Source organism: Amycolatopsis sp. NBRC 101858 (genome assembly GCF_030269325.1).
Taxonomy (GTDB): domain Bacteria; phylum Actinomycetota; class Actinomycetes; order Mycobacteriales; family Pseudonocardiaceae; genus Amycolatopsis; species Amycolatopsis ponsaeliensis.
Genome location: NZ_BSTD01000001.1, coordinates 2,297,858 through 2,321,025 on the forward strand (window position 1 = coordinate 2,297,858; position 23,168 = coordinate 2,321,025).

Here is a 23,168-nt window from a genome sequence, read left to right on the forward strand (position 1 = left end):
GACGACTGACCGATCGGCCGAGCGCCGTTCGGCCGAGTGACCGATGGGGTCCGGCTCTTCGACCGAAGTGCTCGCCGGTCATGATCCATAACGTCGGTGGCATGACGAACGCACAGGTCACCGCCCTGCAGTACGGATTCATCGGCTTCCTGGCGCTGTGGACCGTGGTCCTGGTGCCGCAGCTGATCACCCAGCTGGCCCGGCACGGCGGCCTGCGCCTGCGCGGCATCGTCACGACCGGCGCGGTGCTGCTGTACAGCTGCATGACCCTGGCGGTCGTCTTCCTGCCGCTGCCCGGCCCCGGCACGCGCCGGCTGAGCCAGACGGTGCAGCTGCACCCGTTCCAGTGGATCACCGACATCCACACGGAGATGCTCAAGCACGGGTCGCAGTGGTTCATGACGCAGACGTTCCAGCAGGCGTGCATGAACGTGCTGCTGTTCGTCCCGCTGGGGGTGTTCGCCCGGATCCTGTGGCGCCGCGGCCTGACCGGCACCGTCCTGATCGGCTTCGCCGCGTCACTGCTCATCGAGATCACGCAGCTCACGGCCAACTTCGGGACGGCGCCGTACGCCTACCGCATCTTCGACGTGGACGACCTCATGAACAACACGTTCGGCGCGGGAGCCGGCTGGGTGTTCGGGGCGCTGCTGCTGGCGGTCCTGCGTTCACCGGTCGGCGTGCAGCCGGCCCGGAGCGAGCGGGTCCACTTCGCCGAGACGCGCTAACCGGGCTTTCCGCTGCAAGGCGGCCCGCTTGGCGGCCCTGCGGTCCTCGAGAACGACCACGAGAGCGGCGACGGCCAAGACCAGCGCGACCAGCCCGAGGACGATCGGAAGCTGCACGAAATCCTCCTCGGTACGGCGCTGTGCGGGAGATCACAACAGGTTACGCAGGTCTGTGGTCATTTCGCCACCCCCAGCGACGAGCCTGCGCGGCGAACCAGGTCCGGTCATCGGTCAGCCAGCCGTCGAAGATCAGATCGGCCGAGGCCAGGAGGGTGCCGAGGCCGAGACGGCGGCAGGTGAACTCTTGGCTCCACTGCCGCCCGCCGGCGGAGTACCGCACAGCCGCCGACAGCAGGTCGCCTTCGCGGACGACATCGGCCAACTCGACCTCCACCGCCCCGAGCCGTCCACCTTGGCCGGAAGCGACGGCGTCGAACCACTCCGGCGGATGCCACTCGACCAGCAGCCTCCCGGATGGCGCCAAGTGCCGCCGGGCGGCGGCGAGCAGCGCATGCCGGTCCGCGTCGAGTGCCGTGTTGACCAAATGGCTCCCCAGCAGCACCGCGTCGAACGTCCGCCCGAGGTCCAGGTCGCCGATCCGCGATAACACCTTCGCGGCCCGGACGTGCGCAAGCATCTCCGGCGAATCGTCCACGGCGACCACGGCGTGGCCCAGCTCCACCAGCGGGTGGGTGACCCGTCCGGTCCCACATCCCAGCTCGAGGATCGACGCCCCCGCCGGTACCGCCGCGTGCACGATCTCCGGCTCCCCGGCCGGCGGCAGCAGCAGGTAGACCTCGACCGAGCACCCGTCCGCGGTGACGTCCATCCCCCGAGGGTGCCGGAGACTGGGCGGGTGAGCACCCGACCCACGAAGGACCAGCTGGCCGCCGCGTACGACACCACCATCCCGGACGTCCTCGCCCCCGGTCTCGACGTCCTCTTCTGCGGCATCAACCCCGGTCTCTACTCCGGCGCGCTGAAGCAGCACTTCGCGCGGCCCGGCAATCGCTTCTGGCCGGCGCTCCACCAAAGCGGGTTCACCCCACGCCTCTACAAACCGGACGAACAAGACCAGCTGCTCGACCTGAAGCTCGGCATCACGAACGTCGTGGCCCGGACCACCGCCCGCGCCGACGAGCTCACCGCCGACGAATTCCGCGAAGGCGGCAAGCTGCTCGAAGCGAAAGTCCTCGAGTACCGGCCGCGGTGGCTGGCCGTCGTCGGGATCACCGCCTACCGGACCGCGTTCGGCTTCCCGAAGGCGCGCGTCGGGCGGCAGGAGCACCGGATCGGGGACACCCACGTGTGGGTGCTGCCGAACCCGAGCGGCCTCAACGCGCACTGGACGCCGGCCGGGCTCGCGGCCGAGTTCGCGGAGCTGCGGACCGCATCCGAACATCGTCGAAATCGTTGAACAAGAGGCGGGCCACCCTCAGTAGCGCCAACCGCCCCATCAGGTCCTTTCCAGCCCGGTCGAGCCCACTTCCCCGGAAGGTTTTCTACCCAGAGTTTGCTGTGACCGAGCGATTAGGCCATGAGGGGGAGATGGCGTCATGAGCTGCGCAATCGCGACTCGTACCAAGCAGGAGGAGTCACTTTTGGCCGGTCCCGGCAGGGGAGACCGGACGGTGCCGGACGCGTGAACCGAGGGGTCGCGTCAGGCGTCCCAAGAGCGACGGCGCAGAGACGGAGGCCCACGATGCACGGCATCGAGCCCACCCGCAGGCCGATCGGGCCGACCGGACCCGGCGGGCGAAGTCTCGGCGTGGCGGTCGTCGACCCGGTCCCGATCTTCCGCGACGGCCTCGCCGCGCTCGTCCACCGCAGCCAGGGGCTGCACTGGGCGGGCCAGGCGGCCAGCCACCACGCGGCACTGCAGCTGTGCGAGCAGGTCAAGCCGGACGTCGTCGTGCTCGACTCGGCGCTCGACCCGAACTGCCACCTGACGAAGCTGCTCAACGCCGGCGACCCGGCGCTGATCCTCGTCACGCTCATCCGGGACACGAACCGCACCCAGCAGTACCTCGCGGCCGCGATCGCCGCCGGGGCGCACGCGATCGTGCCGCGGTCGATCGACTCACGACGGCTCGCCGAAGCGATCCGGCGGGCGCACACCGAGCGCCGGTACATCGACCCGGCGCTGGCCGCGCTCACCGCCCGGCCGAAGCGGTCGACCGTGCCCAAGGGCGACCTCGCCCACGACAGCCCGCCGGCGCCGCGCGGCGGGATGCCGCTGTCCCGGCGCGAGTACCAGGTGCTCCAGCTCGTCGCCGAAGGGCTGGAGAACTCGGCGATCGCGAAACTGCTGTTCCTGTCCGTCGAGACGGTCCGGACGCACGTCAAGAGCATCCTGCGCAAGCTGTCCGCGCGGGACCGGACGCACGCCGTGACGATCGCCTTCCGCGGCGGGATACTGGTCGCCCGTGCCGAAGACGGCCACGTGCCCGTGACAGCCGACACAACAGCCCTCCCGGGGCAGCGCTGACCCCTGAAGAGGCCCGGATTTCCGTACTCGGAAGTGCGGATCTGCTTGCTCCAGTTACCCGCAGGTAATATCCTGAAGTTACCGGCGAGTAAGGCGAACATGTGCCCGGCCGGGGAGCCGAACACATTGGAGTGACGACATGGGCCACTACAAGAGCAACGTCCGAGACCTGGAGTTCAACCTCTTCGAGGTGCTCGGCGTCCAGGAACGCCTGGGCAAGGGTGTGCTCGCCGAGTCCGACGAGGAGACCGCCCGCGGGGTGCTGTCCGAGCTCAACAAGCTCGCGACCGGTCCGCTCGCCGAGTCCTTCGCCGACGCCGACCGCAACCCGCCCGTGTACGACCCGAAGACCTTCAGCGTCAAGATCCCCGAGTCGTTCAAGAAGAGCTACAAGCAGCTCCTCGACGGCGAATGGTGGCGCCTCGGCCTCACCGACGACCTCGGCGGCTTCGGTCTCCCCCCGACCGTGCAGTGGGCCGCGTCCGAGCTCATCCTCGGCGCCAACGCCCCGCTGTTCATGTACATGGCGGGCCCGAACTTCGCCATGATCGTGAACAAGAACGGCACCGAAGAGCAGAAGCACTGGGCCCAGCTCATGATCGACCGGGCCTGGGGCGCCACGATGGTGCTGACCGAGCCGGACGCCGGCTCCGACGTCGGCGCGGGCCGCACCAAGGCCACCAAGCAGGAGGACGGCTCCTGGCACATCGACGGCGTGAAGCGGTTCATCACCTCCGCCGAGCACGACATGAGCGAAAACATCATGCACCTCGTGCTGGCGCGCCCCGAGGGTCCCGGCATCGAGACCAAGCCGGGCACCAAGGGCCTGTCGCTGTTCCTCGTCCCGAAGTTCCACTTCGACACCAAGACCGGTGAGCTGGGCGAGCGCAACGGCGCCTACGTCACCAACGTCGAGCACAAGATGGGCATCAAGGCCTCGACGACGTGCGAGCTGACCTTCGGCCAGCACGGCACCCCGGCCAAGGGCTGGCTGCTCGGCGAGGTCCACGACGGCATCGCGCAGATGTTCCAGGTCATCGAGTACGCCCGGATGATGGTCGGCACGAAGGCCATCGCGACGCTGTCGACCGGCTACCTCAACGCGCTCGAGTACGCCAAGGAGCGCGTCCAGGGCGCCGACCTGCCGAACATGCTGAACAAGGCCGCCCCGCGCGTCACCATCACCCACCACCCGGACGTCCGCCGCTCGCTGATGCTGCAGAAGGCGTACGCCGAGGGCCTGCGCGCGGTGTACCTGTACACGGCGTCGTTCCAGGACCAGCTGTGGACCGGCGAGGGTGACCAGAAGGTCGCGCACGGCGTGAACGACCTGCTGCTGCCGATCGTCAAGGGCGTCGGCTCCGAGCGCGCCACCGAACAGCTCGTGCAGTCGCTGCAGACGCTGGGCGGGTCCGGCTTCCTGCAGGACTACCCGATCGAGCAGTACATCCGCGACGCCAAGATCGACTCGCTCTACGAGGGCACCACGGCGATCCAGTCGCTGGACTTCTTCTTCCGCAAGATCGTCCGCGACAAGGGCGCGTCCCTGGCCTTCGTCGCCGGCGAGATCACGAAGTTCATCGAGTCCGAGGCGGGCAACGGCCGGCTCAAGAACGAGCGCGGGCTGCTCAAGCAGGCCCTCGAGGACACCCAGGGCATGCTGGGCTCGCTGATCGGCTACCTGACGACGTCGCAGGAGGACCCGCAGAACATCAACAAGGTCGGCCAGCACACGGTCCGCCTGCTGATGTCGGTCGGCGACCTGCTCATCGGCTGGCAGCTGCTCAAGCACGCCGAGGTCGCCATCGCGAAGCTCGACGCGGGCGCGTCCGCCAAGGACGTCCCGTTCTACGAGGGCAAGATCGCCGTGGCGTCGTTCTTCTCGAAGCAGGTGCTGCCGGAGCTGACCGCCCGCCGCGCGATCGTCGAGGCCGCCGACAACGCGCTGATGGAGCTCGACGAAGCCGCCTTCTGATGGTCACGAAAAGGGCTCTCCTCACGTGAGGAGGGCCCTTTTCGCGTTTCGGGGTCACCCGGTGCGGGCACTCCGCTCACCGAGTCCGACGGACCCGAATGGCCGGGTTCGCGGATCCTTGAGAGGAGAAAGTGATGACTGTCGCCGGCATCGTCAGCGCACTCATCGTCGGGCTGATCATCGGAGTTCTCGGCCGGCTGGTAGCCCCCGGCAAGCAGAGCATCCCGATCTGGCTGACCATCCTGATCGGCATCATCGCCGCCTTCATCGGCACGGCGATCGCCCGTGGTCTCGGCTACGCGGACACCAACGGCATCGACTGGCTGGAAATCCTGACGCAGGTCGTCCTGGCCGCGATCGGGGTCAGCATCGCCGCCGGCGCCTACGGCCGTCGCGGCGTGACCAGGTAACACCTCGGACCAAGGCCCGGTCCGGTGCACCCTCGCGGGTGCGCCGGGCCGGGCTTTTCCGTGTCTCACTCCATCGGGGGTCTGCGCGGGCGATGCGCCGGGATCGGTGCCACCGTGGCGCTTATTGCGCTATCCGAGGAGGCAGCTGTGCTCGGCGGACTTTGGGGCATCATCTCGACCATCATCGTGGGCCTGATCCTGGGCGTGCTCGGCCGGCTGTTCGCGCCGGGCGACCAGAAGATCCCGATCTGGCTGACCATCGTCGTGGGCATCGTGGCCGCGTTCATCGGCAACTGGCTCGCCGGGGTGTTCGGCGTTCGCGACACCAATGGCATCGACTGGATCCGGCACATCTTCCAGATCGTCGCCGCCGTCGTCGGGGTCATCGCGGCCTCGGCGATCTACGGCAGGGTCAAGGGCGGCAGCCGCACTACCGCCTGACGGCCAGGCCTGCGCCGGCGAGCAGCAGCGCGGCGGCGCAGGCCATCGTCGTGGTGAGGGCGTGCGCGGACGACGTCGTGGCGAGCGTCAGGAACACGCTGCCGAACGTCGCCACGCCGATGACCTGGCCCAGCTGCAACGTGGTGGTGAGCAGGCCGCTGACGTCCGCCGCGCGCTCGAGCGGGACGTGCGTCAGCGCGTTCACCATCAGGGAGCCGAACGCGGGTCCCATCGACAGGCCGAAGAGCAGCAGGGCCACGAAGAACAGCGTGCCGCCGTCCCGGCCCAGCCCGAGCAGCACGTAGGCGATCGCCGATCCGACGTAACCGCACGGGGTCAGCCAGGCGTGCACCCGCCGCGGCAGCCGGTTCCAGAAGAACCCGCACAGGCCGAAGACGACCCCGCCCGGCGCCATCGCCAAGCCGGCGGCCAGCGCCGTCTTGCCGAGGCCCGACTGCAGGTGCAGCGCCACGCAGAAGAGGAATCCGCCGTAGGACGCGACGCCGGCCCCGAGCGTGGCCAAGCCCGGCGCGACACCGCGGATCTTGAGCACGGCGAGGTCGACGAGCGGATCGCGCACGCGGCGTTCCACGACGACGAAGAGCACGGCCAGCAGCGCGCCGACGGCGATCGACCCGAACGTCCAGGCGGGCCAGCCGGTTTCGTGCCCGAGCACCAGCGGCAGCACGACGAGCACCACCGCCGGCACGGCGATCGCGAGCCCGGCGAGATCGAGCCGCCGGCCCGCCTTCGCAGCACCTCCGGGCACCAGCTTGACGGCGAGCACGGCCACGAGGACGCCGATCGGGACGTTCACCAGGAAGACCGGCCGCCAGCCCGCCCCGAACAGGTCCGCGCCGACGAGCACCCCGCCGACGACCTGACCGGCGACGAACGCGACGGCGATGACCGCGGTGTACGCGCTGAGCGCTTTCGCCCGCGCGGCGCCCGTGAACTGCGCCTGGATGACGCTGATGACCTGCGGCATCATCAACGCGGCTCCGGCGCCTTGGGCGATCCGCGCGACGATGAGGATCTTTTCGTCCGGCGCCAGGCCGCAGAGTGCGGAACAGGCGGTGAAGAGGATCGTGCCGGTGACGAACAGCCGGCGCCGGCCGAACAGCTCACCGAGGCGGGCACCGGTGATCAGCAGCATCGCGTAGCCCACGGTGTAGCCGGAGACGACGAGCTGCAGCGCGGCGCCGGACGCGTGCAGGTCGGTGCGGATGTCGGTCATGGCGACGTTCACGACGGTGACGTCGAGCAGTGCCATGAACTGGCCGAGCAGCAGGACGGCCAGCATGAACCACGGCCGCCGGTCCGGCCGGGCTTCCCGGTCCGTGGCCGGGGCAGGGGTGGTCAGTGTCATGTCCCTGACCTTGCGGTTCTCCGGTTCCCGGCGGAGAGAGCCTGGTGGTGCTGGTGCTGGGAGTACCTGCTTGGGCAAAAACTGTCGTACCCCTCCGGCACCATGTCCGCATGACCCAGACCCAGGTCCGCACGAACCGCCGGGAGGAACTCGGCGGGTTCCTCAAGGCGTGCCGGGCGCGGATCGGCCCGGAGGAGGTCGGGCTCGCGCCCGGCCCTCGCCGACGGCTCAGCGGGTTGCGCCGCGAGGAGGTGGCGCTGCTCGCCGGCGTCGGCGTCACCTGGTACACGTGGCTGGAGCAGGGGCGGCCGATCAACGCGAGCGCGCAGGTGCTCGACGCGGTGGCGCGCACGCTGCGGATGGACCACCCGGAGCGGGAGCACCTGTACCGGCTGGCGGAGCTGACGCCGTCGCGGCTGCCGTCGTCATCCGAGGTGGTGCCGGACGCGGTGCGCGAGGTGCTGCGCGCGCTGGAACCGGTGCCCGCGACGGTGGTCAACGGCCGGTTCGACGTGCTGGCGTCGAACGCGGCGCAGGAGGAGCTGTTCTGGGAGTGGCACAGCATGCCGTGCCTGCACAAGAACCTGCTGTGGTGCTGCGTGACCGAACCGAACGCGCGGGCGTTCCTGCTGAACTACGACGAGGAGGTACCGCACATGGTCGCGCGGATGCGGGCCGAGTACGGCAGGCACGTCGGCGACCCGGGCTGGGAAGAGGACATCCGGCGGCTGTCGGCGCTGAGTCCCGAGTTCGTCGAGCTGTGGGAGCGGCACGAGGTGGCGGAGCCGCGGGCGCGGTTGCGGCGGTTGCACCACCCGCGGGCCGGGCGGATGACTCTCCGGCTGACCGAGCTGGCGGTGTCGGAGGTGCCGGGCCTGCGGATCCAGGTGTCCACTCCGGACGATGCGGCCACCTGGGCGTTGCTGCCTGCGACGCGGAGGCCGTCATGACGTCGCTCGACTTGAGCGGCCAGGGACTGACTTCGTTCCCCTCGCTGCCGGCCGGCGTGACCCGGCTCGACCTCTACCGGAACTCGCTCTCGTCGGTACCCGCCTCGCTGTGGGAGCACACCGGGCTGGAGGTGCTCAACCTGGCGACGAACCGGCTGTCTTCGTTGCCACCGGGGATTTCCGCGTTGAAGTCCGTGCACACGCTCGACCTGGCGCACAACGAGTTCGGCTCGCTGCCGGACGAGCTGGGTGAGCTGGCCGGGCTCACCGAATACCTGTACGTCAGCGACAACCGGCTGACGGCTTTTCCGCCGGCGTGGTGCCGGCTGGGGACGCTGAAGTACCTTGGGTGCACGGACAACCGGCTCACCGAATTGCCTTCCGACCTCTCCGGGTTCTCTTCGTTGCGGGAACTCCGGTTGTACCGCAACGCGTTGACCGCGCTGCCGGAGTCGATCGGCACGCTCGGTGCCCTGCGGGAGCTGCACCTGCGGGGCAACCGGTTGGCGGCGCTGCCCGCGTCGATCGGTTCATTGGGCGAGCTGCGTCAGCTCGACCTGCGGGAGAACCTGCTGGTCTCCCTTCCTGCGTCGATCGCCCGGCTGTCCAAATTGGACAAACTGGATCTGCGGTGGAACAAGCACTTGCGGGAGCCGGCGTGGCTGCGCGACTTCGAGGAGGCGGGGTGCATGGTCCTTCGCTGACAACTCAACAGAGGATGGTCGGGCGCGGGCCGTAGGTCGCGGTGTGCGATGACCGGCGGACTTCGGCGCCACTCGCGATGTCGTAGAGCACGCGGGTGTCGGTGACGCTGAAGCCGGGCGTGCCGATCGACGGCTGACACGGGCTGGTCCCGCCGAACTGGACCGGCGGCGGGTCCCCGGGCGTCTGGGCGCCGGTCTGGCCGTCGACGCGGTAGTGGCGGGTGCCCCAGATCCGGACCGTCACGGAGTCGCCGGAAACGATGGCCTGGATGGCGATCCCGGTCGGCGAGTCGTTGGTCAGCTTGAGCTCGACGGGGCTGCCGTCGGCGTTGACGGCCTTGGCGTCGCGGCCGACGGGGTAGCGGTCGAGGTAGTGGTCGTGCTCGAGGTGGCCGCCGTCGGTCAGACCGGCGAGGTAGCCCGCGTTGTACAAAGTGGACGCGAGCTGCGAGACACCACCGCCGACGACGGTCGCGCCGGTGCCGTCTTCGTCGGCCGGGGCGGGCACGTAGCCGTTGTCGGCGGTGCGCGGGCCGGAGCGGGCGCCGAGGCTGAACGTCTCGCCGGGCTTGACGATCGTGCCGGACAAGCGGGCGGCGAGCGTCCGGTTGTTCGTCGCGGCCGGGCCGGCCAGGCCGCCGGTGGTGAACTCGCCGACGACCTCCTTGATGCCGAGCGCACCGGCGGCGTCGGTCGTCACGCCGGGCTTCGATGCGCTGTAGACGACGGGCAGGTCCCGGCCGTCGGTCTTCTTGAGCACGTCGATGAGCGGCAGGAAGGTCTTCTCCCAGTTGACCTTCCGGGCGTCCTCGGAGGGGTCGACGGCCGGCTGGTCGCCGGTGAAGACGATCTGGGCGTCCTTGCCGTCGGTCTCGGTGCTCGCGAGCCCGTCCTTTAGGGCGGCCTGCAGCTTGCCCTGGTCGATGCGGACCTCGACGGCCCCGCCCTCGACCGCGGCGAACTGGAACGACGACGCGATCGTGGCGGGCGTGAGCGGAACGTCCTTGCCCTGCCCGTGCACGACGACCGGCTTCGCGACGGCAGGCACGACGATCTGCTGGTAGGCGGCCTGCACACCGGCCGCGGTCGCCTTGACGGGCGTGATCGCCATGCCGAGCTTGACGCCGCCGGGGTCGAGCCAGTGCTCGGTGACGGCGTGCACGGCGCCGTCGAGGTCGGCCAGCTGCTGCCCCTGCCGCGGCAGGACCGGGTAGGGCGTGACACCGCCATCGCTGCCCTGGACCGCCATGAACCCGACCGAGCCTTCGGTGGCCGGGTGGTTCAGCCTGCGCTCGGCGAGTTCGCGCACGGCCTGGCCGATCTGGTTCGGATCGGTCCGCGTCGCGACGCCGACTTCGCGAGTGGTGAAGAAGGACATGACGCGCGTGATCGGGCTCAGCGGCTGGTGCCCGGCGAGCCCGAGGGTGTTCGGCCAGTCGAGCCCGAGCCCGGACTCCGAAGGCACGAGCTGGGCCTGGACATCGCCGCCGTGGATGACAACGGGCCGGGTGAGCCGCGGCTCGAGCTCCTTGCGCAGCTTGGCTTCGGCTTCGTCATGGGTCAGCCCGCCGACCTCGATCCCGGCAACGGTCACGCCCCGCGGAACATCCCCGGCGCTGGCGACGAGATCGATGGCGTAGAGGATGACGAAGAGCCCGAGCGCGATCCCGACGGACATCATGACGCGGGCGAGGCCGGTCCGCAGCTTCCGCGCGGGAGTTTCCGGCACGGGCGGCGGAGTGGGGGTTTCGAGCAGTTCGCCGAGAAGATCATCGGCAAAGAGATCAGTGGCAACGGCAGAAGGCTCCGCGGCAGGCGATTCGCCAGGCTCGGCGGGCTCCACACCGGGCTCGGCTGCGGCAGCCGGCTTGGCGGGCTCGGCCCCATCGGTCGGCCCCTCGACGGGCTCGGCTTCCGGAGGCGACTCCGAGGCCACAGGCTCCGACTCCCGCTCCTCGGCACGCTCGCGCGCCTCGTTGTCTGCCACGACCCCGCCCTACAGGTAGAGCCCCGTCCCTTGCTCGGTCTGCTCGGTCGCCACCGCGTGGATGTCGCGTTCGCGCATCACCAGGTGCCCCTCGCCCCTGATTTCGACCTCGAGCTGGTCCTCCGGGTTGAAGAGCACGCGGTCGCCCGTCTTGACGTTCCGCACGCTGTTCCCGACGCCCAGTACGTCACCCCACGCGAGCCGGCGCGCCACCTGCGCCGTCGCCGGGATCACGATGCCGCCGCTGCTGCGGCGCTCGCCCTCGTCCGGGGACAGCCGCACCAGCACGCGGTCGTGCAGCATCTGGATCTCGAGTTTCGCCCCGTCAGACACGGTTCGCATGCTACTCGGCGGGCTCACCCGCCATGACCAGGCTCAGCTCGCGCGCCCCATCCGGCTGGAGCCGGACCGGGACGCCCCAGTCCTGCCGGGTGATCCGGCACGCTGGGTGCTCACCGCCGTCATCACAGCTCGCCGCCTGCGCGACCACCTGCAGCACGCCCTCGGTGACGCCGTCGGCGAGCCGGATCTTGCGCTTCAAGTCGGTGCCGGTGCCCACGCCGTCGGCCAGCAACGAGGGCGGCGACGCGCTGATCTCCAGCCGCGTCGACGGGCCGAAGCGGTCGTCGAGCTTCTCGCCCGGCGGCGCCGTGAACACCACCGAAAAGTCGATCTCGCCCGGTGCGAGCACCGTCGGCGGCCTGCGGACGGCGTGCGCGTCACCCGCGACGAGCGTCGGCTCGCCCGCGGGCAGCGGGCCGATCCGGTTGCCCGCCGACTCGACGACCAGCAGCTCGCCGTCGTGCAGCAGCAGGCCCTGCGGCTCCGAAAGCCCCGTGGCGATCGTGGTCACTTCGCGGGTGAAGACGTCGAAGTGGCGCACGGCGCCGTTGTAGGTGTCGGCGATCGCGATCTTGTCGCCGGGCAGCACGGCAAGGCCGAGCGGGTGCTGCAGCAGCGCCTTGTCGGCCGGGCCGTCGGTGTGGCCGAACGAAAAGAGGTCGACGCCGATCGCCGTGTGCACCGTGAACGACTCGCCGTCGGGCTCGATCCAGCGCAGCGCCGACGTCTCCGCGTCGGCGAGCCACAGCTTGTCGCCGTCCGCGGCGAGACCGGACGTCTGCGCGAAGAACGCTTCGCCGACGTCGCCGTCCCGAAGGCCTTCGACGGTCGTGCCGGCGAAGCGGCGAATGGTGCCGGAAACCGGGTCGAACACGCTCAGCGTGTGGTTGCCGGCCATCGCGACGACGATCCCGCCGACTGGGCCGTACCAGGCGACGTCCCACGGGCTCGTCAGGTCGACCTCGACGCCCTTGCCGGAGTCCGGTCCGGTGCGCCACTGCGTGCCGGTGCCGGCGACCGTGGTCACCTCGCCGGTGATCAGGTCCAGGCCACGCAGCCGGTGACCGGCGGTGTCGGCGACGACGGCGTGGTAACCGGCGCGCTCGGCGACGTCGTAGGGCAGCAGCGCGATGCCCGACGGCTCGGCGAAGGTCGCGATGTCGAACGGCCCGTCCTGGCCACCACGCTCTCCGCTGCCGAAGCGCCGGATGACCGTCTCACCATCCGAAGCGAACTCGACGACGGAGTGGTGCCCGGTGTCCGCGACGAGGACGCGTCCCTCGGCCGTCGCGACGGCCTTGCTCGGGAACCGCAGCTCGCTGACCTGCTCCTCGACCGGGACATACGGGCTGCCGCCGCGGCGAAGCGTCCCCTTCGCCTCGTGCTTCGTAACGAGGTCCGCGATGACGCGGCGAAGCGCCTCTTCGTGCCCTTCGCCCGCGGCAACGTGCACGACGTACCCCTCGGGGTCGACGACGGCCAGCGTCGGCCACGCGCGGACCGCGTACTGCGACCAAAGCTCCATCTTCGGGTCGTTGACGACCGGGTGGTGCACCTCGTAGCGCCGGACCGCGGCTTCGATCGACGCGCGCTCGCCCTCGTGCAGGAACTTCGGCGAGTGGACGCCGATCGTGACGAGCACGTCCGCGAACTCGGCTTCGAGCGGACGCAGCTCGTCGAGCACGTGGAGGCAGTTGATGCAGCCGCTGGTCCAGAAGTCCAGCAGGACGATGCGCCCGCGCAGCTCGGCGAGGGTCAGCGGGCGGCCACCGGTGTTCAGCCAGACGTCGCCGCGCAGCTCGGGGGCGCGCACGCGAGCCTGCGGTCGGGGTGAAGTCACGGCAAGAGTGAACTACAACTGTTCACGCTCTGTTCCGGAGTTCAGCCGATGAGAGAACAAACTCACCCCACGGGGGTGCCCCGCCAAAACGGCGGAAAAGAACGCGCGGCGGGGTGAGCCGCCGCTTAGGCTTCGGACCATGACCCCCGTCCAGCCGGCCGGCGCCCTCACCTTCGAGGAGGCACGGCACCTGCAGGAGAACCTCCGGGAACCGGTGCGTCCCGGGCTGACCGGACCCGAGCTCGACGACGTCGAGCGCCGGTTCGGCTTCCGCTTCGCCGCGGACCACCGCACGTTCCTGTCCGCCGGCGTCCCGATCGGCGACCGCTGGCCCGACTGGCGCTGCGGAAACGCCGAACAGCTGCGCAAACGCTTGGCCTGGCCGGTCGACGGCGTGCTGTACGACGTCGAGCACAACGGCTTCTGGCTGCCGGAGTGGGGCACTCGCCCGGTCGGCCCGGAGGACGCGGTCCGCGAAGCCCGCCGGCGCCTGGCCGACGTCCCGCAGCTGGTGCCGGTGTGCGGGCACCGGTACCTCCCGGGCTTCGCCGGAACGGCGGGCTACCCGGTGCTGTCGGTGTACCAGACGGACATCATCGTCTACGGCTGCGACCTGCGGGATTACCTGAACCGCGAGTTCGCGACGGGCGGCATCAGCACCGCCCCACCGGACGGTCCGAGGTACATAGACTTCTGGTCCCGCTTCATCGACTGACCTCGGCGGCCCGCTTCAGCCGAGCGAGCGTGGCGGCGATGTTCCCGGCGTTGGCCGAGTCCCGGTCCCAGACCCCGGTGACGGTCGAGGTGGGCACCTTGAACCAGGCCGGCCGCCGCTCCCACATGCTTTCGACGACGACGCAGCCACCGCCGGCGGGCTCGAAGTCGTACTGCCAGCGCGAGACGGGCAGGCCCGCCACCGAGGTGACTTCGAAGCCGAACCGCCGCCCGGGATCGGCATCGGTGATGGTGGAGAGGGTGCTCCACCGCCGGAAACCCCGGCGGTTCCGACCCCGGAACCTCGCCCCGACGGCGGGTCCGTCGAAGCCGCCGACCCACCGGTGCCCGGCGTACTCCTCGGCCACTTCGGCCAGCTTCCCAGGGTCACTGACCAGGGCGTAGACGACTTCGGGCGCGGCACCGATCTCGATCCGGCCGGTGGCGTTGGGCGCAGTCATGGGACCTCCACGTCGAGGGGCATACCGAGGGTATGTCAGAGACCGCGGTTAGGTGAAGCATGAATTGGTGATTCTGGCGCACTATTGCCTCAGCGCTAGAAAGCCGAAGAGGGATCAATTCTCCCGACGCAGCATGCGGCTGACGCCCGCCGCCACCGTGGTCGCCAGGATCCAGCCCGACGCCGTGAAGCCGGCCGCCACCCAGTTGTCCGTTCCGTGCATGTACCAGCGCGACTTGTTGCCGAAGTCCACGATCGGGACCAGCAGGTCCGCTGTGTAGATCACCGGGTTCCACTGCAGCCCCGTGTCCTGCTGGTTCACCACGCAGCGCGGCCCGTTCGCGATGATCTGGTGGACCTCGTCCGTCTTCCAGGCGGTGCAGTCGTCCGTGCCCAGCCCGAACCACAGGCTGCCCAGCACCAGCAGCGTGAACAGCCAGCCCAGCGCCCGCACCGGGCGATAGCCGTAGCCGACCATCGACCGCTGCAGCCAGCTCCACAGGCGCACGCCCGGCCCGAAGAACTTGAACCCGCGGGCCAGCGCCTCGTACCTGAACTGCTGCTTGCGCAACGCGACCGTCGACGCGTGCTCTTCGTTCCCCGCCGCGCGGAGCATGTGCGCGAGCTGGTCGTACGGGCCCGGCCGGTAGCCGCGCATGGCCTTGCTCAGCAGCTCGATGCGGTGGTCCAGTGCCTTGTCGTCGGCCAGCGGGATGCTCTTGCCCAGGGCGTCGTAGCGGAAGTCCTCTAGCTCGATGCCGCCGGACGCGGCCCAGAACGCCTCGTTGTCGGTCAGCGTTCCGCAGTGCGCGCGGCGCAGCACCACCCGGCCGGTCGGGGGGACGTTCGGCGTCAGCGTGAACTCGTCCGCCGCGACGTCGCCCGCGTCGAGCGCCACCAGGAACGGGGGCAGCGAACCCAGCTCGGACCCGCGCAGATCCACCCTGCGGGCGACCTGGGCGCCGTCGAGGTTGACACCGCCCTCGGCGACGAACGGGCGGCTGTTGTTGTCCCGGAGCGTCAGGTCGCGGCCGATCCGGCCGGTGCGGATGTCGAGGGAGAAACTGCTGGTCGAGCGCAGGCCCGGCTCCGTCAGCCGCGTCCCGGCCAGGTTGATCGAGCCGCCGACCTCGACGCCCTGCAGCCGCAGCGTGCCGTGGATCGTCGCGTCCGTGAGCTGGAAGTTGCCCGCGATCTTCGACCGGCGCGCGGAGAACACGTCCCGGCCCGGGTGGCGGAACATCGAGTTCCACGCCAGGAAGTTGCCCCCGACCGTCACGTCCGCGAGCCGCAGCTGACCGGCCGGGACGCGCAGGCTCGTCGCCTCGATGTCGCCGCCGATCTCGGTGCCGTCCAGGTGCAGCGCGCGGTCGTAGTACGGCTGCGACTTGCCGCGCACCACGCTGACCTCGGCGCCGGCCAGCCGCAGCGAGCCGCCGATCCGGGCGTTGACCATCCGCAGCGTGCCGAGCGCCTGCAGGCCGTCCGACAGCTCGACGTTGCCGTCGACGCGCATCCGGTCGGCGACCAGCGCCGGGCGCGGGTCGAGGTAGGGGTCGTTGGACTTCCACGCGTCGACGGCGATCGGGCCCTGCTGGGACACCGTCAGCTTGGCCTCGCGCAGCACGATGTCACTGTCCACGGTGGCGCTCGGCAGGTACATGATCCCGGTGGCCGAGAAGCGTTTCCGCTGGCTGGCCGGCCCGTAGTTGTCGACTTCGCAGAGCAGGCTGCCGCCGATGTGCAGGCCGTTGCCGTTGAGCGCGAAGCCGTCCGGGTTGTTCAGCGTGGCGCCCGAGAAGTTGACGTTACCGCCGGTCCGCAGGCCGGGGAGCCGGACTTCGCCGTTCGCGACCATCCGGTACGCGAGCAGCGCGCCGTTCAGCACGAGCCGGTCGGCGTGGATCGCCTTGCCGTGCGGGTGGGCGATCACCGTGCGGGTCAGCACCAGCGACCCCTCGATCACGGCGTCGGTCAGGTTGACCGCGGCGTTCGGCATCCCGCGTTCGCGGTCGTCGCCGCGCTGGACGGTCGTCTCCTCGATCTCGCGGTCGGCGCCGTCGACCTGCACGACGCTGCGGATCAGCCGGACGTCGTTGCGGCTGCGCATGTTGCGGGCCTTGAGCCCGGGCAGCCAGCACTTGCGGAAGACCAGGCCGAGCAGGTGCGCCTCGCGCACGTCCGGTGGCTGTTCGAAGCGGCAGCGTTCGAACCGGAAGAGGTACTTGAGGTCCGCGGCACGCAGGTCGAGCGTGCCGGTGATGTAGGCGTCTTCGACGTAGACGATCGGCGCGTTCGTGGCCTGCCGCCGCCAGCGCAGCAACCCGCCGTTGCCGGGTTTGAGCAGGTCGGACGCCTTGACCTCGTAGCGGCGGTCGGGGATGCCCGCGAACGGGTCGAGAGGAGGCAGCGCGTTTTCGGTCGTCACAACGGCAGCCCCCTCCCTCACCCACTCCCAAGGTAGCGAACGCGAACGGAATTCGTCAGGCGTTCGGGTTCAGCACCCGGGCCAGGAACGACTTCGTCCGCTCTTCGCGCGGGCTCCCGATGACCTGGTCCGGCGGGCCCTCTTCGACGACGACACCGCCGTCCATGAACAGGACCTTGTCCGCCACCTCGCGCGCGAACTGCATCTCGTGCGTGACGACGACCATGGTCATGCCGTCCTTGGCGAGCTGCTTCATCACGCCCAGGACGTCGCCGACGAGCTCCGGGTCCAGTGCGGACGTCGGCTCGTCGAACAGCATCAGCTTCGGCTTCATCGCGAGCGCCCGGGCGATCGCGACGCGCTGCTGCTGCCCGCCGGACAGCTGCGCCGGGTAGTTCTTCGCCTTGTCGCCGAGGCCGACGCGGTCCAGCAGCTCCAGCGCGCGCTCCCGCACCTGGGACTTCGGCTCGCGCCGCACCTGGATCGGCGCCTCCATGACGTTCTCCAGCGCGGTCATGTGCGGGAAGAGGTTGAACCGCTGGAACACCATCCCGATGTCCTTGCGCTGGAACGCCACCTCCTTCTCGCGCAGCTCGTGCAGCTTGTCGCCGCGCTGCCGGTAGCCGACGAGCACGCCGTCGACGTAGAGCCGGCCGGCGTCGATCTTCTCGAGGTGGTTGATGCAGCGCAGCAGCGTCGACTTGCCCGAGCCGGACGGCCCGATCAGGCAGAGCACCTCGCGCTCGTGCACCTCGAGGTCGATGCCCTTGAGGACGTCGACGCTGCCGAAGCTCTTGCAGATCTTCTGCGCGGAAACGACCGGGGTCATGCCCTTCCTCCTCCGCCTCGCCCGAACAGGCGGCGCCGCCAGCCAGGCCGTTCCTGGACGTCGCGCGAGGTACCGCGTGCGAAGCGCTTTTCGATCTGGATCTGCACCAGCGTCAGCACGGACGTCATGAACAGGTACCAGGCCGCGGCCGTGATGAGCAGCGGCACCGTCTTGTAGTTCTGCGAGTAGATGGTCTGCGCCGCGACCATCAGCTCGAAGTACCCGATGACGACGACCAGCGACGTCGTCTTCAGCATGGAGATCGTCTCGTTGCCGGTCGGCGGGATGATCACCCGCATCGCCTGCGGCAGGATGATCCGCCGCAGCGTCTTCGTGCGGCTCATGCCGAGCGCGCTCGACGCTTCCAGCTGGCCGGAGTCCACCGACTGGATACCGCCTCGCACGATCTCCGCCATGTACGCGGCTTCGTTGAGCCCGAGGCCGAGCAGGGACGCCGTGAACTGCGTGATCAGCTGGTTGGTGTCCCAGCTGACGAACTCCGGGCCGAACGGCACCCCGAGCCCGAGCCGGGGGTAGGCCAGCGCCAGGAAGTTCCAGATGATCAGCTGCGTGATCAGCGGGGTCCCGCGGAACAGCCAGATGTAGATGGCCGCGGCGCCCGACGTCAGGGGGTTCGGCGACAGCCGCATCACGGCGAGCAGGATCCCGCCGAAGATCCCGATCAGCATCGAGATCACCGTGAGGATCAGCGTGTTCTGCAGGCCGCGCAGGATCCGGTCGTCGAAGAGGTAGTCCCCGACGACCGGCCACTGCAGGGCGTCGTTCGTGATCACGCTGCGCACCACGATGAACGCGACGAACAGGATGATCACGCCGGCCACCCAGCGCCCGTAGTGGCGCACCGGGATGGCTTTGATGGGCTCGGCGTCGATCGGCGCCTCGGGGGGAGGCGCTTCGGAGGAACTCACGAACTCAGTCCTTAACTCAGGAAGCCGGGTTGATCTCCGACTTGGTGACCGCGCCGGTCGCGTTCAGGCCCCACTTGTCCAGGATCTTCTTGTACGCGCCGCTGTCGATCAGCTTCTGGATCGCACCCTGCACGGCCTTGCCGTAGTCGCCGCTGTTCTTCGGCAGCACGATGCCGTACGGCGCCGTGTCGTATGGCGCGCCGACCGACTCGAGCTGGCCGTTGGTCTGCTTGACCGCGTAGTCGATGACCGGGGAGTCGGCCAGCTCGCCCTGGACGCGCTTGGCGGTGAGGGCGAGGTTGACGTCGGTCTGGGCCTGCAGCTGCGTGACCTCGATGGCGGGCTTGCCGGCGCCGGTGCAGGCGGCGGTCTTCTTGTCGAGGTCCTCGACCTGCGTGGTGCCCTTCTGCACGGCGATCTTCTTGCCGCAGAGGTCGTCGACCTTGAGGCCGTCGGGGTTGCCCTTCAGCACGGCCAGCGAGGTACCCGCGCTGTAGTAGGAGATCATGTCGACCGACTGCAGCCGCTCGGCGTTGATGCTGAAGGACGACATGCCCAGCTCGTACTTCTTGGCGCCGATGCCGGGGATGATGCCGTCGAACGAAGAGTTCTGGAACTCCATCTGCACGCCGAGCACCTGGCCGATCGCGGTGCCGAGGTCGACGTCGAAGCCGGTCGCCTTGCCGCCGTCGACGAACTCGTTCGGCGGGTAGCTCTGGTCCTGGCCGACCACGATCTTGCCGTCGGTCTTGACGTCGGCGGGCACCAGCGCGGCGAGCGCGTCGTCCTTCGCGACCGTGCCTGCGTCACCCGAACCAGTGGCCGCCGGAGCGGCACTGCTCGAGCCGACGTCGCCGGCACCGCTTCCCCCCGCGCCACAGGCCACGGTCAATCCGACCAGGGCGAAAGCAGGCAGCAGGGCGAGCGCCTTGAGTTGGGGTCCTCGGGCCACGTCGTCACTCCTCGTAGTTCTCAGTTCGTGAGAGCACGCATATTGCCACTCATCCATACCAAAGCACAGCACTGTCGAGTTACAGCGACGTTTCGCACCGCGCCCACCGGTGTGGGAGTGTCGCGCACGAAGGGGCACGTGGGTGAGGATGTCGTTCATGAACGCGACCCCGCCCCGGCTGCCCCCCTCCGGTCGACGCGCGAGGAAGGCGACGACCCGCCGGATCACCCGGCCGGGAGCCCGGTTCGACGGCTACCTCTCGCCGGACCGGCCGCACGCCGGCGCGTACGACGAGATGTTCGCCGCCGACGGCACGGTCCGCGGTCCGTACCGCGCGCTGTACGAGTCGATCGCCGCACTCGACGCCCACGACCTCAACTCGCGGTCGCTCGCGCTGGACCGGGCGATGGTCGACCAGGGCATCACGTTCTCCCTGTCCGGCCAGGAGCGTCCGTTCCCGCTGGACCTGGTGCCGCGGGTGATCCAGGCGGCCGAGTGGTCGAAGCTCGAGCGGGGTGTGGCCCAGCGCGTCCGCGCGCTCGAAGCGTTCCTCGCCGACATCTACGGCGACCGCCAGATCCTGCGCGAGGGCGTGCTGCCGCGGCGGCTGATCACCTCGTGCGAGCACTTCCAGCGGGAGGCGTTCGGCATCAACCCGCCGAACGGTGTGCGCATCCACGTGTCCGGAGTGGACCTGGTGCGCGACGAGGAGGGCACGTTCCGGGTGCTGGAGGACAACCTCCGCAACCCGTCCGGGGTGTCGTACGTGATGGAGAACCGGCGGACCATGGCGCGGGTCTTCCCGGACCTGTTCGCCCAGCACCGCGTCCGGCCGGTCGGGGACTACGCGTCGCACCTGCTGCGGGCACTGCGCGCGGCGGCCGCGGCGAACGTCGCCGACCCGATGGTCGTCGTGCTCACTCCCGGTGTGCACAACTCGGCGTACTTCGAGCACTCGCTGCTGGCCCGGCTGATGGGCGTCGAACTGGTCGAAGGCCGCGACATGTTCTGCCGCGACAACGTCGTCTACCTGCGGACGACCGAGGGTGAACGCCAGGTCGACGTCATCTATCGGCGCATCGACGACGAGTTCCTCGATCCGGTGCACTACCGGCCGGACTCGGTGCTCGGCATCGCCGGCGTCCTCAACGCGGCGCGCGCGGGCAACGTCGTCGTCGCGAACGCCGTCGGCAACGGCGTCGGCGACGACAAGCTCGTCTACACCTACGTGCCCGAGATGGTGAAGTACTACCTCAACGAGAAGCCGCTGCTGCCCAACGTGGACACGTTCCGGTGCTGGCTGCCGGACGAGTTCGACCACGTCATGGCGCACCTCGACGAGCTGGTCGTCAAGCCGGTCGAAGGCTCCGGTGGCTACGGGATCGTGTTCGGGCCCGAGGCGACCGCGGCGGAGCTGGCGACCCTGCGGCGGAAGGTGCGCGCGAACCGGCGCGGCTGGATCGCGCAGCCGGTGGTCCAGCTGTCCACGGTGCCGGCCAAGGTGGAGGACCGGCTCGCGCCGCGGCACGTCGACCTGCGGCCGTTCGCCGTCAACGACGGCAAGGACATCTTCGTCCTGCCCGGCGGGCTGACGCGGGTGGCGCTGCCGGAGGGCAGCCTGGTCGTCAACTCGTCGCAGGGCGGCGGCTCGAAGGACACGTGGGTGCTGGCCTCCCGGGCGTCGACCGCCGAGCGGGAGCTCGAACAGCCCGCGCTCGGCGCGATGTCCACTGTGGACGGCCTGGTCGCCGAACAGGGACCAGAGCTGACCTCGTCCCAGCAACAGCAGCAACAGCAGAGTTAGGAGGGTCCGGATGCTGGCACGCAACGCGGAGTCGCTGTACTGGATCGGCCGGTACGTCGAACGCGCCGACGACACCTCCCGGATCCTCAACGTCTCGGTCCACCAGCTGCTGGAGGACGCGACGGTCGACCCGGACCACGCGAGCCGGCAGCTGCTGGCCGTCCTGGGCATCGACGTCCCCGACGGGGACGCCCTCGACGTCTGGAAGCTGACCGAGCTGGTGGCGTACGCGAAGGACAACCCGGCGTCGATCGTCGGCTCGATCAACTCGGCGCGCGAGAACACGCGGGGCGCGCGCGAGGTCGTCCCGACCGAGCTGTGGGAATGCCTGAACGCGACGTGGAACGCGGTCCCGGACCGGCAGCGCTACGCCCGGCGCGCCGGGCCGCACGCGTTCCTCTCGTTCGTGGAGGAGCGCGCGGCGATGTTCGCCGGGCTCGCCGACTCGACGATGAGCCGGGACGACGGCTGGCTGTTCATGGTGCTCGGCCGCTCGGTCGAACGCGCCGACATGGTGGTCCGGTTGCTGCTGTCGCGGGTCGCGGACCGCGCGTCCTCGCCGGGGTGGATCACGGTGCTGCGCTCGGCCGGCGCGCAGGACACGTACCTGCGCACCTACCGCGGCGCGCTGGACGCCGGGCGCGTCGTGCAGTTCCTGTTGCGGGACACGCTGTTCCCGCGTTCGGTGTTCCACGCGCTGCGGCAGGCCGAGGAGTGCCTGCAGCGGCTCGACCCGGGTGGCGGCTCGCGCAGCAACGAGAAGTCCGAGGCGTTGCGCGAGCTCGGCCGGGCTCGCAGCGAGCTGGAGTTCCTGCGTCCGTCGGAGCTGCTCACCGACCTGCCGCGGCGGCTCGGGTCGCTGCAGACGTCGATCAAGGAAATCGGGGAAGCGGTGTCGTTGCAGTACTTCAGCACGTCGCCGTGGGTGGCGTGGAGCGGTGCGGAGGTTTCCCTGTGACGTGGCAGCTGCGAGTGGCGCACCGGACGGGGTACCGGTACGCGACGCCGGCGACCCAGTCGTACAACGAGGCGCGGCTGACCCCGCGCTCGGACCGCCGCCAGACGACGGTCGCGACGCGCATCGAAACGACCCCGGCGACCCGCGCCTACCGGTACACGGACTACTGGGGCACGGTCGTGACGTCGTTCGACCTCCACGCGCCGCACACGGAGTTCACGGTGCTGGCGACGTCGGTGGTGGAGACGGCGGACGAAGCCGAGCCGATCCGCACGGCGTCGTGGAAGGACCTGCGGAGCGAGACGGTCGTCGACCACCGCACCGAGTACCTGACCCCGACCGACTACACCCCGCGCGACGCCGCCCTGGCGCGCGAGGCCCGTTCGCTGCGGACCGGGTTGGATCCGGCGGAGGCGGTGCTCGCGGTGTGCGAGTGGGTGAACAAGCAGCTGAAGTACCAACCGGGCACGACCGGCGTCCACTCGACGGCGACGGACGCGTGGCAGGCGCGTGAAGGCGTGTGCCAGGACTTCGCGCACGTGACGCTGGTGATGCTGCGCGCGATCGGCGTCCCGGCGAGGTATGTGTCGGGGTACCTGCACACGAAGCCGGACGCGAAGCTCGGCGAGGTGGTGGAGGGCGAATCGCACGCGTGGGTCGACGTCTGGACCGGCGGCTGGTGGGCGTACGACCCGACGAACGCGATCCCGGTCGGGCCGCGGCACGTGTGGGTGGCGATGGGGCGGGACTACGCCGACGTGGCGCCGTTGAAGGGGATCTTCACGGGTGGCGGGCAGTCCACTTTGGACGTCTCAGTCCACCTGACCCGGCTGGGCTGAGCGGCGCTTTCCCGGGGAAAG

The 23,168-nt window shown here is 69.9% G+C and carries 22 protein-coding genes; 12 read left to right on the forward strand and 10 right to left on the reverse strand.

From position 1 onward, the window contains the following. The first annotated feature begins 101 nt into the window (after positions 1 to 101). Complete coding sequence (locus QSK39_RS11205; RefSeq protein WP_285477545.1) at positions 102 to 728, forward strand: VanZ family protein; 627 nt, start codon at positions 102 to 104, stop codon at positions 726 to 728. Between the two features lie 160 nt (positions 729 to 888). Here QSK39_RS11205 and QSK39_RS11210 read toward each other — a convergent pair whose 3' ends face one another. Continuing rightward, the gene (locus QSK39_RS11210; RefSeq protein WP_285477546.1) at positions 889 to 1,557 is read right to left on the reverse strand and encodes a class I SAM-dependent methyltransferase; all 669 of its coding nucleotides are present in this window, start codon (positions 1,555 to 1,557) and stop codon (positions 889 to 891) included. 27 nt (positions 1,558 to 1,584) lie between these two features. Between QSK39_RS11210 and mug the strand changes: the two genes are divergently transcribed. From mug to QSK39_RS11235, 5 genes are all read left to right on the forward strand, one after another. Then, on the forward strand, positions 1,585 to 2,145 hold the full coding sequence (gene mug / locus QSK39_RS11215) for a G/U mismatch-specific DNA glycosylase (RefSeq protein WP_285477547.1): 561 nt from the start codon (positions 1,585 to 1,587) through the stop codon (positions 2,143 to 2,145). A 285-nt stretch (positions 2,146 to 2,430) separates the two neighbouring features. Beyond that, on the forward strand, positions 2,431 to 3,216 hold the full coding sequence (locus tag QSK39_RS11220; protein ID WP_285477548.1) for a response regulator transcription factor: 786 nt from the start codon (positions 2,431 to 2,433) through the stop codon (positions 3,214 to 3,216). Between the two features lie 139 nt (positions 3,217 to 3,355). Beyond that, the gene (locus tag QSK39_RS11225) at positions 3,356 to 5,191 is read left to right on the forward strand and encodes an acyl-CoA dehydrogenase (protein WP_285477549.1); all 1,836 of its coding nucleotides are present in this window, start codon (positions 3,356 to 3,358) and stop codon (positions 5,189 to 5,191) included. A 134-nt stretch (positions 5,192 to 5,325) separates the two neighbouring features. After that, positions 5,326 to 5,601, forward strand: a complete 276-nt coding sequence (locus tag QSK39_RS11230; RefSeq protein WP_284743054.1) for a GlsB/YeaQ/YmgE family stress response membrane protein — start codon at positions 5,326 to 5,328, stop codon at positions 5,599 to 5,601. A 147-nt stretch (positions 5,602 to 5,748) separates the two neighbouring features. Beyond that, entirely contained in the window at positions 5,749 to 6,042 is a 294-nt protein-coding gene (locus QSK39_RS11235; RefSeq protein WP_285477550.1) for a GlsB/YeaQ/YmgE family stress response membrane protein, read from the forward strand. Here the strand turns inward: QSK39_RS11235 and QSK39_RS11240 are convergent. Next, on the reverse strand, positions 6,032 to 7,411 hold the full coding sequence (locus QSK39_RS11240) for an MFS transporter (protein WP_285477551.1): 1,380 nt from the start codon (positions 7,409 to 7,411) through the stop codon (positions 6,032 to 6,034). The genes QSK39_RS11235 and QSK39_RS11240 overlap by 11 nt on opposite strands. A 110-nt stretch (positions 7,412 to 7,521) precedes the next feature. On the opposite strand from QSK39_RS11240, the gene QSK39_RS11245 reads away from it, so the two are divergent. Beyond that, the gene (locus tag QSK39_RS11245) at positions 7,522 to 8,361 is read left to right on the forward strand and encodes a helix-turn-helix transcriptional regulator (protein WP_285477552.1); all 840 of its coding nucleotides are present in this window, start codon (positions 7,522 to 7,524) and stop codon (positions 8,359 to 8,361) included. Further along, on the forward strand, positions 8,358 to 9,065 hold the full coding sequence (locus QSK39_RS11250; protein WP_285477553.1) for a leucine-rich repeat domain-containing protein: 708 nt from the start codon (positions 8,358 to 8,360) through the stop codon (positions 9,063 to 9,065). The genes QSK39_RS11245 and QSK39_RS11250 overlap by 4 nt, the downstream gene beginning before the upstream one ends. A 4-nt stretch (positions 9,066 to 9,069) precedes the next feature. On the opposite strand, the gene QSK39_RS11255 is transcribed toward QSK39_RS11250, so the two are convergent. From QSK39_RS11255 to QSK39_RS11265, 3 genes are all read right to left on the reverse strand, one after another. Next, the gene (locus tag QSK39_RS11255) at positions 9,070 to 10,794 is read right to left on the reverse strand and encodes a VanW family protein (RefSeq protein ID WP_502873257.1); all 1,725 of its coding nucleotides are present in this window, start codon (positions 10,792 to 10,794) and stop codon (positions 9,070 to 9,072) included. Between the two features lie 267 nt (positions 10,795 to 11,061). After that, entirely contained in the window at positions 11,062 to 11,394 is a 333-nt protein-coding gene (locus QSK39_RS11260; protein WP_285477554.1) for a GroES family chaperonin, read from the reverse strand. 1 nt (position 11,395) lies between these two features. Further along, a complete protein-coding gene (locus QSK39_RS11265; RefSeq protein WP_285477993.1) occupies positions 11,396 to 13,207 on the reverse strand; it encodes an NHL domain-containing thioredoxin family protein in 1,812 nt (603 codons plus the stop codon). Positions 13,208 to 13,373: 166 nt separating this feature from the next. Here QSK39_RS11265 and QSK39_RS11270 point away from each other — a divergent pair, with 166 nt between their 5' ends. Beyond that, the gene (locus tag QSK39_RS11270) at positions 13,374 to 13,949 is read left to right on the forward strand and encodes a hypothetical protein (protein WP_285477555.1); all 576 of its coding nucleotides are present in this window, start codon (positions 13,374 to 13,376) and stop codon (positions 13,947 to 13,949) included. Here the strand turns inward: QSK39_RS11270 and QSK39_RS11275 are convergent. The 5 genes from QSK39_RS11275 to QSK39_RS11295 all read right to left on the reverse strand — a co-directional run bounded on the left by QSK39_RS11275 (position 13,939) and on the right by QSK39_RS11295 (position 19,546). After that, on the reverse strand, positions 13,939 to 14,409 hold the full coding sequence (locus QSK39_RS11275) for an SRPBCC family protein (protein ID WP_285477556.1): 471 nt from the start codon (positions 14,407 to 14,409) through the stop codon (positions 13,939 to 13,941). The genes QSK39_RS11270 and QSK39_RS11275 overlap by 11 nt on opposite strands. Positions 14,410 to 14,523: 114 nt before the next feature. Beyond that, positions 14,524 to 16,836 carry an oxidoreductase gene (locus QSK39_RS11280; RefSeq protein ID WP_285477557.1) on the reverse strand — a complete coding sequence of 771 codons (2,313 nt, stop codon included), beginning with the start codon at positions 16,834 to 16,836 and terminating at the stop codon, positions 14,524 to 14,526. Between the two features lie 55 nt (positions 16,837 to 16,891). Further along, a complete protein-coding gene (locus QSK39_RS11285) occupies positions 16,892 to 17,665 on the reverse strand; it encodes an amino acid ABC transporter ATP-binding protein (RefSeq protein ID WP_285477558.1) in 774 nt (257 codons plus the stop codon). Further along, entirely contained in the window at positions 17,662 to 18,594 is a 933-nt protein-coding gene (locus QSK39_RS11290; RefSeq protein WP_285477559.1) for an amino acid ABC transporter permease, read from the reverse strand. The genes QSK39_RS11285 and QSK39_RS11290 overlap by 4 nt, the downstream gene beginning before the upstream one ends. 16 nt (positions 18,595 to 18,610) lie before the next feature. Further along, positions 18,611 to 19,546, reverse strand: a complete 936-nt coding sequence (locus tag QSK39_RS11295) for an ABC transporter substrate-binding protein (RefSeq protein ID WP_285477560.1) — start codon at positions 19,544 to 19,546, stop codon at positions 18,611 to 18,613. A gap of 148 nt (positions 19,547 to 19,694) precedes the next feature. Here QSK39_RS11295 and QSK39_RS11300 point away from each other — a divergent pair, with 148 nt between their 5' ends. The 3 genes from QSK39_RS11300 to QSK39_RS11310 are packed head-to-tail and all read left to right on the forward strand — an operon-like array spanning position 19,695 to position 23,147. Further along, positions 19,695 to 21,350: a circularly permuted type 2 ATP-grasp protein gene (locus QSK39_RS11300; protein WP_285477994.1), complete on the forward strand. Its 1,656-nt coding sequence runs from the start codon at positions 19,695 to 19,697 to the stop codon at positions 21,348 to 21,350. A 10-nt stretch (positions 21,351 to 21,360) separates the two neighbouring features. Next, positions 21,361 to 22,308 carry an alpha-E domain-containing protein gene (locus QSK39_RS11305; protein ID WP_285477561.1) on the forward strand — a complete coding sequence of 316 codons (948 nt, stop codon included), beginning with the start codon at positions 21,361 to 21,363 and terminating at the stop codon, positions 22,306 to 22,308. Next, positions 22,305 to 23,147, forward strand: a complete 843-nt coding sequence (locus QSK39_RS11310) for a transglutaminase family protein (protein WP_284743041.1) — start codon at positions 22,305 to 22,307, stop codon at positions 23,145 to 23,147. The genes QSK39_RS11305 and QSK39_RS11310 overlap by 4 nt, the downstream gene beginning before the upstream one ends. The last annotated feature ends 21 nt before the right edge of the window (positions 23,148 to 23,168 follow it).

Bases quoted from the DNA above. Each gene is read 5' to 3' on its own strand.
- QSK39_RS11205 (WP_285477545.1), top strand. From the start codon at position 102: ATGACGAACGCACAGGTCACCGCCCTGCAGTACGGATTCATCGGCTTC.
- QSK39_RS11210 (WP_285477546.1), bottom strand. From the start codon at position 1,557: ATGGACGTCACCGCGGACGGGTGCTCGGTCGAGGTCTACCTGCTGCTG.
- QSK39_RS11220 (WP_285477548.1), top strand. From the start codon at position 2,431: ATGCACGGCATCGAGCCCACCCGCAGGCCGATCGGGCCGACCGGACCC.
- QSK39_RS11225 (WP_285477549.1), top strand. From the start codon at position 3,356: ATGGGCCACTACAAGAGCAACGTCCGAGACCTGGAGTTCAACCTCTTC.
- QSK39_RS11230 (WP_284743054.1), top strand. From the start codon at position 5,326: ATGACTGTCGCCGGCATCGTCAGCGCACTCATCGTCGGGCTGATCATC.
- QSK39_RS11240 (WP_285477551.1), bottom strand. From the start codon at position 7,411: ATGACACTGACCACCCCTGCCCCGGCCACGGACCGGGAAGCCCGGCCG.
- QSK39_RS11245 (WP_285477552.1), top strand. From the start codon at position 7,522: ATGACCCAGACCCAGGTCCGCACGAACCGCCGGGAGGAACTCGGCGGG.
- QSK39_RS11250 (WP_285477553.1), top strand. From the start codon at position 8,358: ATGACGTCGCTCGACTTGAGCGGCCAGGGACTGACTTCGTTCCCCTCG.
- QSK39_RS11260 (WP_285477554.1), bottom strand. From the start codon at position 11,394: ATGCGAACCGTGTCTGACGGGGCGAAACTCGAGATCCAGATGCTGCAC.
- QSK39_RS11270 (WP_285477555.1), top strand. From the start codon at position 13,374: ATGACCCCCGTCCAGCCGGCCGGCGCCCTCACCTTCGAGGAGGCACGG.
- QSK39_RS11275 (WP_285477556.1), bottom strand. From the start codon at position 14,409: ATGACTGCGCCCAACGCCACCGGCCGGATCGAGATCGGTGCCGCGCCC.
- QSK39_RS11285 (WP_285477558.1), bottom strand. From the start codon at position 17,665: ATGACCCCGGTCGTTTCCGCGCAGAAGATCTGCAAGAGCTTCGGCAGC.
- QSK39_RS11300 (WP_285477994.1), top strand. From the start codon at position 19,695: ATGTCGTTCATGAACGCGACCCCGCCCCGGCTGCCCCCCTCCGGTCGA.
- QSK39_RS11305 (WP_285477561.1), top strand. From the start codon at position 21,361: ATGCTGGCACGCAACGCGGAGTCGCTGTACTGGATCGGCCGGTACGTC.